The 13,065-nt window shown below is 44.4% G+C and carries 11 protein-coding genes; 9 read left to right on the forward strand and 2 right to left on the reverse strand.

The genetic code is table 11. The annotated features are described in order from the left end of the window. Positions 1-40 precede the first annotated feature (40 nt). The 3 genes from AC3E9V_RS20300 to AC3E9V_RS20310 all read left to right on the forward strand — a co-directional run bounded on the left by AC3E9V_RS20300 (position 41) and on the right by AC3E9V_RS20310 (position 4,236). Positions 41-766 carry a DUF547 domain-containing protein gene (locus AC3E9V_RS20300; protein ID WP_488749996.1) on the forward strand — a complete coding sequence of 242 codons (726 nt, stop codon included), beginning with the start codon at positions 41-43 and terminating at the stop codon, positions 764-766. Positions 767-1,213: 447 nt separating this feature from the next. Further along, the gene (locus tag AC3E9V_RS20305; protein WP_488749997.1) at positions 1,214-1,552 is read left to right on the forward strand and encodes a PadR family transcriptional regulator; all 339 of its coding nucleotides are present in this window, start codon (positions 1,214-1,216) and stop codon (positions 1,550-1,552) included. Next, positions 1,552-4,236 (forward strand): ABC transporter permease, encoded by a 2,685-nt coding sequence (locus AC3E9V_RS20310; RefSeq protein ID WP_488749998.1) that lies wholly within the window; start codon positions 1,552-1,554, stop codon positions 4,234-4,236. Before AC3E9V_RS20305 ends, AC3E9V_RS20310 begins: the two co-directional genes overlap by 1 nt. Before the next feature lie 50 nt (positions 4,237-4,286). On the opposite strand, the gene AC3E9V_RS20315 is transcribed toward AC3E9V_RS20310, so the two are convergent. Next, the gene (locus AC3E9V_RS20315; protein ID WP_488749999.1) at positions 4,287-5,564 is read right to left on the reverse strand and encodes a serine hydrolase domain-containing protein; all 1,278 of its coding nucleotides are present in this window, start codon (positions 5,562-5,564) and stop codon (positions 4,287-4,289) included. 92 nt (positions 5,565-5,656) lie between these two features. After that, complete coding sequence (locus AC3E9V_RS20320) at positions 5,657-6,148, reverse strand: energy transducer TonB (RefSeq protein ID WP_488750000.1); 492 nt, start codon at positions 6,146-6,148, stop codon at positions 5,657-5,659. 596 nt (positions 6,149-6,744) lie between these two features. Between AC3E9V_RS20320 and AC3E9V_RS20325 the strand changes: the two genes are divergently transcribed. The 6 genes from AC3E9V_RS20325 (at position 6,745) to AC3E9V_RS20350 (ending at position 12,832) form a co-directional block, all read left to right on the forward strand. Then, positions 6,745-7,680, forward strand: coding sequence for a glycosyl hydrolase (locus tag AC3E9V_RS20325; protein WP_488750001.1), 936 nt, complete (start codon positions 6,745-6,747; stop codon positions 7,678-7,680). Positions 7,681-7,947: 267 nt separating this feature from the next. After that, positions 7,948-8,547: a TetR/AcrR family transcriptional regulator gene (locus tag AC3E9V_RS20330; RefSeq protein WP_488750002.1), complete on the forward strand. Its 600-nt coding sequence runs from the start codon at positions 7,948-7,950 to the stop codon at positions 8,545-8,547. An 11-nt stretch (positions 8,548-8,558) separates the two neighbouring features. Beyond that, the gene (locus AC3E9V_RS20335) at positions 8,559-9,851 is read left to right on the forward strand and encodes a TolC family protein (protein ID WP_488750003.1); all 1,293 of its coding nucleotides are present in this window, start codon (positions 8,559-8,561) and stop codon (positions 9,849-9,851) included. 38 nt (positions 9,852-9,889) lie between these two features. Continuing rightward, entirely contained in the window at positions 9,890-10,795 is a 906-nt protein-coding gene (locus AC3E9V_RS20340; RefSeq protein ID WP_488750004.1) for an HlyD family secretion protein, read from the forward strand. 377 nt (positions 10,796-11,172) lie between these two features. Next, the gene (locus AC3E9V_RS20345) at positions 11,173-12,090 is read left to right on the forward strand and encodes an ABC transporter ATP-binding protein (protein WP_488750005.1); all 918 of its coding nucleotides are present in this window, start codon (positions 11,173-11,175) and stop codon (positions 12,088-12,090) included. Continuing rightward, the gene (locus AC3E9V_RS20350) at positions 12,080-12,832 is read left to right on the forward strand and encodes an ABC transporter ATP-binding protein (RefSeq protein WP_488750006.1); all 753 of its coding nucleotides are present in this window, start codon (positions 12,080-12,082) and stop codon (positions 12,830-12,832) included. The genes AC3E9V_RS20345 and AC3E9V_RS20350 overlap by 11 nt, the downstream gene beginning before the upstream one ends. The last annotated feature ends 233 nt before the right edge of the window (positions 12,833-13,065 follow it).

Consider the following 13,065-nt stretch of genomic DNA (forward strand, 5'->3'; position numbering starts at 1 on the left):
TTTGGTCGTACCTTAAAGGAAACGTCAAATTATCGCCAAAATGAGATCTACTCTATTGATTCTGCTTCTTCAAGCGGTGACTCTTCCAAATACCGCCCAGCCAACAGATTTTTTTACTGAAGCTGATTATTTCTTTGAGACATTTGTGGAAAGCGGACTGGTTAATTATCAGGAAATTCAGGAGAATCCGCATTCGCTAAACAGGCTGATACGAATGATTGCAGAATACAGGGTAAACAGTGTACAGCCCACCGTTCGCAAAGCCTTCTATACAAATGCCTATAACATTCTGGTAATCAAGCAAGTTTTAGAAAACTACCCGACCAAAGGTCCCATGAACATCCAGGGTTTCTTTGATACCAAAACTTACCTGGTAGCCGGAACCCAAATGACTCTGGATTTTCTGGAAAAAGATCTTTTATTTGAAGAATTTCCTGATGCAAGACTACACTTTATATTGGTATGCGCTGCAGTTGGCTGCCCTCCTATTGCCAATTATGCCTACCTACCCGATTCACTGGATATCCAGATTGAGCGTAAAACCCGAGAAGTGCTTAATATCAACTGGTATGTACGGGTGTATAAAGATAAAACAAGTGTATCTCAGGTGTTCGAATGGTATGAGCAGGACTTTCTAAATGATACCACCTCTATCAAGGCCTACATCAATCGCTACCGGGAAACGCAGATACCTGAGAGCCACGAAATAGATACCTATCAATACAACTGGTCCCTGAACGATTCTGAGAATAGTTTTCGGTATTAATCCTTTGTCAAGTGCGATTAAACCAGTAATGGAGTATAGGCTTGATGAATTTTCTATAACCCACATCGGGCTCCCTTCAATGCCATCAAGATAAGGTCACTCCAGTCATGCCTACCCGGCCGGGAAGTCTTTGATCAAATTGAGCATTTCCGTTTTATAATACATAGATTCCATCCGGATGGAATCGCTGGAATGACTGATTCTTTGAAATTTCAACCTTATCTTGATGGCATTAGAGCCACTTACAGAAAAGGGGGAATATTTGTATCAAACCCATACTCTCCTTGATCATTTCATTCAACATAACTTAACAAAGCCGATCACCTTAAAAGTCTCATGAAAAACATGGAAATATTTCTTGTACAAAGATACAACTAATTTATAACTTGTACGTTTGTACAAGAAACCAGCTATGCTGGTCATATTCATATTTAAAAACATGATAATATGAAAGGAGAACACATTGGTGAGCTGGAAGAGCTGGTTTTACTAACTGTAGGCAGTCTCTATGAAGGGGCCTACGCTGTAGCGATAATGGAGGAGCTCAAGACAAATGCAAACCGCTCCATGGATGTAACGGCCATCCACTCGGTATTGAGAAGACTGGAAAAGAAGGGCTTTGTTAAATCCAATATGGGAGGCGCTACGAGTGATCGTGGTGGTCGAAGAAAGCGTTTTTTCACACTAACACACGCTGGTCACAAGGTCCTCGAAGAGAATATAGCATTGAGGACGGAGCTTTACAATAAAATCCCAAAACTGACCTTTTCAGGAATTTCTAATTGATGGAAACCAAAAAAGACCAACAACCAAAACCACCTGCCTGGGCGGATCGATTTCTGGAATGGTACTGTCATCCGGACCTTCTTGAAGACCTGCAGGGTGATCTGCACGAGATCTTTGAGCATCAGATTCAGGAAGGAAATGTCAAAAAAGCAAAATGGCAATTTGTCTGGCTGGTACTCCGTTCTTTTCGACTCTCTGCTATCAAAAAACCCAAAAAATTTCAAAACTCATCCGTTATGCTTACTCAAAACTTTAAAGTGGCTTTTCGTGTACTGAAACGGGACAAATTCAACAGCACGCTGAATATACTCGGTTTGTGCATCGGGATCATCTGCTTTCTCCTGATGGGGCTTTATGTAAAACAGGAGGTCTCTTACGACCAGTTTCATGCTAAAAAGGACCGGATCTATCGCTCCTGGCTTTATGAAGACTATGGAGATGGCAAGACCTTTTTTAACTCAGTCACTCCTTTTCGTTTTGAGGAGCTCTTCGAAGGAGAATTTCCGGAGATTGAAACGGCTGTCCAGTTCCTGGTAAGAAATTACCCGGTAGGAACCACAGAAAGCACCATCAATGAGCCTGTTGGGATCATGAGCCCGGAATTTTTTGAGGTGTTTGATTTTCAATTAGTTGATGGTAACACCCAAAATCCGCTGCCAGATCGCAACTCACTGATCATTTCTCAGGCGTATGCCACCAAGTACTTCGGTGCTGAAAATCCAATTGGGAAAACCCTTGGCATCCAGTTCGGCGAAAACATTAGAGACTTTACCATCACGGCAGTAGTTAAAAATATTCGAAAAGCCAGCAGCATACAGTTTGACCTGGCCATATCCAATGAGAACAACCGGGAGCTCTTTGGAGATCGGGCAATGACCGGGTGGTTTACAGTGGCACCCGAAACCTACGTGCTCATTAAGGATAACTCTACAGTTGAGTCGGTGGAAGCCAAAACACAGGATGTGGTCATGAGCTACCTGGGTGAAGAAATGAACCGCGATGAATACAACATCGGACTCCAGCCACTGACTGACATCCACCTCAACCCCGAAATCCCGGTAGGAAATGCGCCAGTCAGTAATCCAAAATACGTTTACATCCTGGGACTCATCGGAGCGCTTGTTCTAATCATAGCCTGTATAAACTACACTACCCTATCCATCGGTCAGTCGCTTAAGCGAGCTCGGGAAGTCGGGATGCGAAAGGTTTTGGGCGCAAGGCGAAGTACCCTGGTCGGACAATATCTAAGTGAAAGTTTGCTGATTTCCTTATCTGCTATGGCCACCGGCGCAGTGCTGGCCATTTTATTGATTCCCACATTCAACCGGCTAACAGGTACGGAGCTGGTGTACGCTTTTGAATGGTGGCACCTGTTGGTATTTTTAGCTGTCGGGATACTAATTGGAATACTGGCAGGACTGTATCCGGTCCTTGTGCTTTCCAGCACGCGGGTTATGGCCATTATGCAAGAGACCAATGCCTCCAAAGGCAAACACGCACTCCGAAAAGGCATGGTGGTCTTTCAGTTTCTGATCACCGTGTTTCTGATCAGCAGCACCCTCATTATGCGAAAGCAGCTTAATTACCTCCAGGAAAAAGACCTGGGCTATCAGCCCAAAAATAAGATATCAGTTCCCCTTCATGCTGACCCCTCGGCAGATAGATTCCAATTCCAGATTATGAGTGCCTTTGAGAATGGAGAGCTTTTGAAATCAAAACTGGAGCAGTATCCGGAGATCACCGATATAGGTATGGGCTCGCATGTTTTCGGTACTTCTGGCTGGGCCAACCTGGCTTTTACAGACGACCAGGGAGTTTTCAGGCGATTTCGTTTTCTCAATGTAGATGCCCACTACCTGAAATCATTTGATATCAAGATCATAGAAGGCCGTGATTTTGAAGAGGAAAGTGGCATAGATAGTCGCCAGTCTATCATTTTGAATCAGGCGGCTGTAGAATACTTTGGGCTGGAAAGCCCGATCGGGAAAAAACTACCAAATAAGGAGTTTGGAGATCACCGAATTGTCGGTGTGACCGAAGATTTTCACTTTGCCTCACTGCATGAAAAAGTAGAACCACTGGTGATCGCGATGAACCCGGTCATTATTTATCAGGGAATTTCCGATGGAGATGTGGTTGATTCTGTCATCCCAAAGCTTACTTTCAACTACACAGGTTCACAGATCACCAGAGGTGTGGAGCTACTTGAGGAAACCTGGGAAAGCACATTTCCGAACCGAGGCCTAAATTTTAACTTTGTGAATCAGCAGTTGAAGCTGCAATATGAAAGTGAAGCGCGAATGAACAAGCTCATTGCCATTGCTACGATTATTTCCATGATCATTGCAGGCATTGGCTTACTTGGCCTGACAGTTTTGGTTGTCAATAGCCGAGAAAAAGAGATCGGCATCCGCAAAGTCATGGGCGCCTCTCCATCTCAGATCTTCTCCATGCTGGCCAGGATCTTTTCGATACAACTGGTAATAGCTATAATCCTATCGGTACCTCTTACTATCTGGCTGATGCAAGACTGGCTTGATAACTTTGCTTATCGCATTTCGATCGGTGCGGATATGTTTTTGCTCAGCACAGTAATCTCGTTCATCCTGGCGATCCTGGTCATTAGCTATCATGCCATGAAAGCTGCCCGGATCAATCCGGTGCATTCGTTGAGGAATGAGTGAAAAGTAACTTTTGGAAAGTTTTAAACTTTCCAAAAGTTTGATAATATCCTTCACTCCACCACCGAACCATTCACTGTACTTTCAAAATCTGTCTGAAGGTCGCCCCAACCATCCGTACCATAAGCATTGGTAAACAATATGCCGATCAGGTCCCTGGAAGGATCTACCCAGAAAAGCGTTCGCCAGTATCCACCCCAGTGATACCTGCCAGCTTTTCTTCCATAAGGCCCATCCTCAGTATACACGGAAAAACCATAACCAAACTGCTCTCCGGGACTAAGCGTGAGACTATCGATCTGATTGGAGGTCATCATATCCACGGTTTCCGGTTTGAGGATCCGCTTGCCGTCCCATTCACCACCATTTAGCAGCGCACGTGTAAATTTGTAGTAGTCCGGAACAGTCGAAGAAAGACCTGCTCCGCCTGAGAAGTAAGTCTTAGCCCCACTAATGGGGTAATCCAACTGAATAGCATTCAATCCCTCACCGGCTTCTAATTCCTCATCTAGCCACACATCTACCAATCGGTCATACTTTGCTTCCGGCAGGTAAAAATAGGTGTCGTTCATCTCTAAAGGCTCAAAGATTTTTTTCTGAAAATATTCATCCAGTGGCTGACCACTGGCTACCTCCACTACCCGACCCAAAACATCGATGGAGGTACTGTATGTCCATTGGGCACCCGGATCATGCAACAATGGTAATTTGGCGAATACTTTCGCATTGTCTTTCAGGAGAACAGAGTCCATGGTCCAGGCTTCCACAGGCTCAAACTCCGAATAAACAGCCCCGGCCTTTTGCGAGAATGCCCCGTAGGCCAAACCGGAAGTATGGGTCAAAAGATCGTGCAAGGTCACTTCACGAGAGGCCGGTCGGGTGGTATAGCTGGAATCCTCCTCGTTAAAAGATTCAACAACTACTGAGTTTGTAAATTCCGGAATGTAAGTGGAAACCGGATCATTCACATCCAGCTTTCCTTCCTCGTAGAGCTGCATGATGGCTGTGGAAGTAATCGGCTTGGTCATCGATGCGATCCGGAAAATATCATCTTTCTCCAGGCTATCGGATTTTTCCCGGTCACTAAAACCAATGGACTTGTAATAGGCAATCTGGTTCTCCCGGGCAACAAGAGCCACACCACCAGCTATGAACTGACTATCTACGTGCTGCCGGATCAAGGCATCAATTTGCTGTAAAGAATCCGATATCAAGCCAACCGTTTCAGGCTTAACGACCTTCGGAAGGTCAGAAGTCCTGGTCTCAGTCGATGGGTTTTGACATGAAAAAAGTACCAGTCCAATTAAAAAATAAAGGCTAAGTCGTAACATAGGTTTTAAAATTTCAGATAAAGATAGGTTTTTACGTAAAACTACTACTTTGACTGTGTATTTCTAATCTTAGCCTCTTTTTTGATCCATTTTCAGTCAGCCTTAAAAACAATTGGTAACACCAATTGAGAATCTACAGGTTTGCCATCCATAGTCCCCGGTTTGAAGGGGAAATTCAATGCCTTTAATGCTCTCAGAGCCTCCTGATCAGCATGCTCATTTAATCCTTTTAAAATGGTCATATCAAATATTTCCCCCTCTTTATCTATTGTGATCTTCACAAACACTTTTCCTGACACTTTCATCCCTTCAGGAAAAATGGTTTCTGCTTTTAGTGCTTCATAAAACTTTTTCATCCCGCCAACAGGTTTGGCCATAATCATGGGATCAACTAAAATACCAGTAGTCGCTATGTCCATCGGTATATCCCCCACCAAGTGGTTTGGGACCTCCTTCGGAACTGCATCCTTCGGAACTGCAGGGCTTTTAACCGGATCAGAATCAATGGATGGTTCCTCACATGCCGCAAACGTGGCACTGAATAAAAGAGTGGCCGCAGCGTACTTTAAAAAATCTCTACTCATCTGCGATTTTTTGAATATGCCGCAAATCTGCTGATCTGAAGATTGAATTATGGCATTAAGCTCTTCTTCTGACCGGTTTGTAAAGTCTATTACTTTTTTTGAACAATCCTCACAATGAAAATCAGTACCACATGGAGTTAGCGTTTCTCTGGTTTTTGGGCAATTGAAGCCGAGTTGAACATTTTTGATGGGTCGCATGATCGATTTTTATTATATAATCCATCAGATATAAAAAGTCACATTCCAAAACGATGTCAGAGAAAGAATCAAAGACACCCATGTCGGAAAAAGACGGAGCAAATCCCGCAAGGGATGTAATATCGATAACCCTTTGCCCATGTTGGTGTTCACCAACATGCATGATAAAATGAGTTGTTGGTCGCAAGACCAACAACGGCGAAACCCTTGAAACATCAGGCTCATTCTACAAAGCAGTGTACTGTTATATTTGTCTTGCTAAATAACCCAACGACAACACAATGTACTTCAACCATTTACTTCTTGTTACATTAATTTGGGCACTACTTTTTCAGTGTTCAAGCCCTCAAAAAGCAGATCTCCCAAATACTAGGGAAAAAGACCCTTCACCAAAGCCTTTGTATCGAGATCCCATTCATGACGGAGCTGCTGATCCGGTACTTTGTTTCAATAAGCAAAAAAATAAATGGTGGATGTTCTATACCAACCGGAGAGCAAATGTGGAAAATACCTCAGGTGTAGGTTGGGTCCATGGTACGCGTATTGGCATTGCGGAATCACTTGACAGAGGCTCTACCTGGAAATACCTGGATACTGCTAACATTAATTTCAGGGAAGTATCTGATTACACCCACTGGGCTCCTGAAGTGATCGCCTACAAGGATACTTATCACATGTATTTGACTTTCGTTCCGGGAATCTTCGAGAGCTGGAGTCACCCAAGGGATATTGTGCACCTGACAAGTTCTGACCTTATTAATTGGGATTATGAATCTACTCTTGAGTTAAGTTCGGACAAAGTCATTGATGCCTGCGTATTCCAGTTAGAGGATGGGACCTGGAGAATGTGGTATAACAATGAAAAAGATGCTAAATCCATCTATTATGCCGATAGCCCAGATCTTTATCAATGGACTGATAAGGGCAAAGCTTTGGGAGACCGGCCAGGCGAAGGACCTGTGGTTTTCTACTGGAAAGAAAAATACTGGATGATCGTAGATGTCTGGAGAGGGCTGGGTGTTTACTATTCTGATGACCTCCTGAACTGGACCAGACAGGAGAACAATCTGGTTGAAAAACCCGGAACCGGACTGGATGATCAGGTCATAGGCAGACATGCAGATGTGGTAGTAAGTGGAGAAAAAGCCTATTTGTTTTATTTCACTCACCCTGGTCATTTCATGCGTGAAGAAGAATGTGATGGGTATCCCCGAAGAAGAAGCTCGATCCAGGTAACAGAACTACTTTTTAAAAATGGTGCACTTGAATGTGATCGAAATGCCGACACATTCGTGGATTTGAACCCTGAAGTTAATAAGAAAGGAAACCTGTGAGTAGCGCCTTTTAGCTAGTGTCACATCTACATTGACGGGTTTACAAAAAAACTATTTTTTATTAAAATACCCTCCTACACCTCCCTCAATGGAGGAATAGTGGTGTTTTTTGTAAACCCTCACCGTTAATCAAGCGTTGACACGACACTTGGTCCTTCACCCCATAACCGAGCCTGAATCAACCAATACTTAGTGCACTGCTTTTTTAAAATAAAATTTTAACCAAATAGTTAAACCTTTTAGTTAACACTTCGTAAGTTTGTAATAATGAACGAAATCAGTACAGAAGCAAAGATCAAAGAAGCTGCCCGCGCAGTATTTATCCAAAAAGGCATGACAGGATCACGAATGCAGGAAATTGCTGATAAAGCAGGAATTAATAAAGCCCTGCTCCACTATTATTACCGAAATAAGGAACAGCTTTTTAATGCCGTTTTCGAGGAGATCCTGCAGGCGTTTATTCCCCAGCTTTTTGCGGTTTTAAACAGCGAACTGCCACTGGAAGTAAAAGTATACCAGGTATCTGATAAGTACATTTCTTTTCTCTCTCAGTATCCTGAGTTACCCATTTTTGTTCTTGGAGAGATCCAGAGAAACCCGGGAAGACTAGCCAAAAGGATGGATGTAGGCCGAAAAAATTTTGCGGCGCTCGAAGCTCAGCTTTCCAGTGAAGCAGAAAAAGGCAACATCAAACCAATCAGCGTGGAAATGTTTGTCATGAACATGATATCGCTACTGGTTTTTCAGTTTGTCGGAGGTCCATTATTTAAAAATGCGATGGGTATGAGTGATGAAGATTTCAAAGCTTTTCTGGAAGCCCGAAAAAAAGAAGTACCAAAATTCATCATGAATGCATTGAAACCTTAAATTTTTTTGCAATGAAATTAACTAAAAGGTTAAACTATTTAGTAAAATTAACACTCCTGGGTGGAGTACTAAGTTTACCCGGTCCTGTAATCGGACAAACGGTCGATCTGCAAACCTGTCAGGATCTTGCCCGGGAACTGAGCCCGCTGAAAAGGCAGGAGCAGTATCTCCGCTCCATTGATGCACTCAACCGGGGCGTCACGCAGGCGCAGCTACTTCCCAGCCTAAACCTTCAGGGCAGAGCAGGCTATCAGTCCGACGTGTTTTCGCTACCATTCAGCCCACCGCCCGGCGGGGACTTCCCGCAAATCCCCAAAGACCAATACCAGCTCACTCTTAATCTTTCTCAACCAATCTACGACGGAGGACTCACCAAAGCCTCCCAAAAGGTAAATGAGGTAAAGCATGAGGTAAAAAATGCTCAGATGGAAGTATCGCTTTACCAGGCAGAAAAGATCATCAACGAGCTGTATTTCAATATTCTCACCCTGGACAAAAATCAAAAGATCCTTGGTACGCTGATCCGTGAATTGGATAATCAGCTTAACCGTGCCCAGTCTGCTTTGCAAAATGGCGTTTTGCTACCCAGCGAGATCAAATCACTGAAAAAAGAAAAGCTTTCTGCCCGGCAGCAACTAAATGAGCTCAAAATGAGAAAGCAGGCCTTAGTACTTATTCTGAGTGATTGGACAGGTAAGGAGATCTCCCCGGAAAGTGAATTTGTGCATCCTGAGATCAAAGAGCCTGATTATGAGATTGACCGGCCTGAGCTCAATGTATTTGCCAATCAGATCAATCAGCTTCAGGCAGAAGAGTCTTTGATCTCAGCCAAATCCCGTCCTAAGCTTTCTGCCTTTGCCACCGCCGGGTACGGTAGCCCAAATCCTTACAATTTTTTTGAAGTGGACTGGAACACCTTTTACATGATCGGCGGACGGCTGGAATGGAATCTTTGGAACTGGAACCGTACCAAAAAACAACGCGAGATCCTTGGCCTCAACCAGCAGATTATTTTTTCTGAAAAGGAAAATTTTGAGAAAAATGTTCGAAATGAGATCATCAGACAACAGAGTGAAATTAAGCTGTTGGAATCGTCTTTAGCGACCGATCAGGAGCTGATCAACCTACAGAAAGATATCCTCCAAACCGCAGATTCCAGGTTTGCAGAAGGAGTTATTTCAGCATCGGACTACTTGTCTGAACTACATGCCATGACACAAGCAGAGCTTCAGCACAGTTTACATCAGATTCAACTGACTAAGGCTAAAGTGACATTACAAACCCTAACCGGAGATACCCCATGAGCCAATCGAAAAATAAAACCATAATCCATGCATCTGTTATGAAGCATTCTATAAAACTTATAACCCTTTCATTTCTGATCCTGATTTTATCAGGATGTGGCAATGGTAACGACGAGGCTGACGCTTTTGGAAATTTTGAGGCTGATACCCGCTACATTTCTGCAGAAGTCAGTGGAAAAATCAATCATTTTTCAGCAGAGGAAGGTGACATGCTGAAAAAAGGACAGCTCATCGCTGCGATCGACACTACTCAGCTTTACCTGAAGAAAAATCAGCTCAAAGCCAATGTAGAAGCGCTGAGAAGCCAGCTACAGGATGTGCCTGTTCAGCTCGGTAGTCTATACGAACGCAAAGCCATCCTGGAACGCGAGATCAACCGGACCCGATCACTACTTGCTGATAGTGCCGCTACGCAAAAACAGCTGGACGATCTGACCGGCGAACTACGAGTCACTGAAAAACAAATCAACGCCACGAAAAGCCAGCTCTCCACAGCTAACAGGAGTATCCTTGCTCAGATAGAGCCACTCAACTGGCAGGTCCGGCAACTGGAAGATCAGCTGGACAAGAGTATGATCACCGCACCCGTAAAAGGTACAATCCTGGAAAAGTTTAAAGAACCGGCCGAACTGATCATGACCGGACAACCACTGGTTAAAATGGCGGATCTGAGCGAGATGACACTAAGAGCATTTGTTTCCGAAGATCAGCTGGGAACACTCACGCTTGGTCAGGAGGTGAAAATACGGGCAGATCAACCGGACGGAACCCTGAAGGAATACACGGCCAAGGTTTCCTGGATAGCTTCTGAGGCAGAGTTTACTCCAAAAATAATCCAAACGAAAGAAGAGCGAGTCAACCTCGTGTATGCCGTCAAATTCAGAGTGAAAAACGATGGTTTTTTGAAGATAGGAATGCCTGGCGAGGTGAAGTTTAAAAAATGAAACCACTGAGGACGCTGAGATACACAGAGCGATTGATAAGGTGTCCCGCATATACCGCTGATCTTCGCAGATAAGATGACTTGGAAAAATAAATTTCTGCGGAACTCTATGTACTCCGCGATAAAAAATTAAAAATGAATTTATGACTAAAATAAGCTAAAGGGAAAACAGAGCGATTACATATTGTATGAATTGAAAATTGACAGGATAATTTGAATCACTTCTGCGTTAAATCTGCGCCTTCTGCGGGCAAAAAAGTATAAGGCCTGTCCCGCAGATACCGTTGATCTTCGCAGGTAGCCTCAACTCTAACATGCAATTGCCAGCAAAGAAACAACTCTGTGTTCCTCCGTTCTCTCTGCGGTTAATCAAGTAAAATGACAGCAATAACTACACATAATCTCAAAAAGTCCTACGGCGAGGTTCCCGCCCTGAAAGGCATAGACCTGGAAGTGCAGGAAGGCGAGATCTTCGGACTCATCGGGCCGGATGGTGCCGGCAAAACGACCCTGATCCGAATCCTCACTTCGCTGATCTATCCGGATTCCGGAAGCGCTTCGGTTCTGGGACTCGATCCGGTAAAGGATTATAAAGCCATCCGAAAGGTTTTGGGCTACATGCCCGGTAAATTTTCCCTGTATCAGGACCTGACCGTAGAAGAAAACCTGACCCTTTTTGCCAGCCTTTTTGAAACGACCATTGAAGAAAACTACCACCTGATCCGGGACATCTACGGCCAGATCGAACCATTCAAAACCCGGAAGGCCGGAGCCCTTTCGGGAGGAATGAAGCAAAAACTTGCCCTAAGCTGCGCCATGATCCATAAGCCGAAAATCCTGTTCCTCGACGAGCCCACCACCGGTGTGGATCCTGTTTCCCGAAGAGAGTTTTGGGATATGCTGAAAAAACTGAATAAAGACGGTTTGACCATCCTGGTATCTACACCCTATATGGATGAAGCGGACCAGTGCCACCGGATCGCTCTGATGCAGCAGGGGAGCATCATGGCGCTGAACACACCTCAGGAGATTGTGAGCGAATTCCCGCATCCTCTTTATTCGATAAAGGGCGAAAACAAGTACCGGATCATGCAGGACCTGAAAGCCTTTCCTACTGCTAACTCCGTGTTTTCGTTTGGATCGGAGATTCATTTCACCGATCAGCGTGGAAAAATTGATGTGGACGAACTGGATAGCTATTTGGATGAAAAGGGACATCAAGACATTAAAACAGAACTTATTAATCCGGGTATTGAAGACACTTTTATGGAATTAATGACAACTCATGAGCACTGAAACGATCATATCGGTCAAAGACCTGGTCAAAGCATTTGGTGCTTTTCACGCGGTAGATCACATCTCTTTTGAGGTGAAAACCGGGGAGATATTTGGCTTCCTGGGTGCCAATGGAGCTGGGAAAACAACCGCCATAAAAATGCTGACCGGACTGTTGCGCCCGACCAGCGGGCAGGCTACTGTTGCAGGCTACGATGTGTATAAAGAAACAGAAAAGATCAAGCGAACGATCGGCTACATGAGTCAGCGATTCTCACTCTATGGTGACCTCACCGTTCGCGAAAACATCCAACTTTTTGGAGGGATCTATGGATTGTCGAAAAAAAAGATCAACGAGAAAACCATGGAAATGCTTCAACGGCTAAACATGGATTCAGCCGCCGATTCCATGATCGATTCGCTACCCCTTGGCTGGAAACAAAAGCTGGCTTTTTCGGTAGCCATGATCCATGATCCCAGGGTCATTTTCTTAGATGAGCCTACCGGAGGAGTAGATCCTGTTACCCGCCGACAGTTCTGGGAGATGATCTACGAGGCAGCGGCCAAAGGCACCACAATTTTCGTGACCACCCACTACATGGATGAGGCAGAGTATTGTGACCGGATTTCCATGATGGTAGCCGGGAAGATCGCCGGTCTGGGGTCTCCGGATGAACTGAAAAGAGATTTTAAAGCGAAAAACATGGACGAAGTTTTTGTTGGTATTGCCCGGGAAGGAAAAACACAGAAGGTAGGGCAGTAGGCAGTAAGCAGTAGGCGGTAGGCGGTAGGCGGTAGGCGGTAGGCAGTAAGCAGCAAGCAGTAGGCGGTAGGCAGTAAGCGGTAGGCAGTAGGCAATTTGCAATAGGCAAAAAAGACAAGAGACGAGAGACAAGGGACAAGAGATAAAAGATTAAAGATTAAAGATTAAAACATAATGAAATCAAATGGTCAGTAGGCAAAATGCAATACGCAAAAAAGAAATCCCGAAGGGAT

The sequence above is a fragment of the Marinoscillum sp. HNIBRBA16962 genome (genome assembly GCF_057801515.1).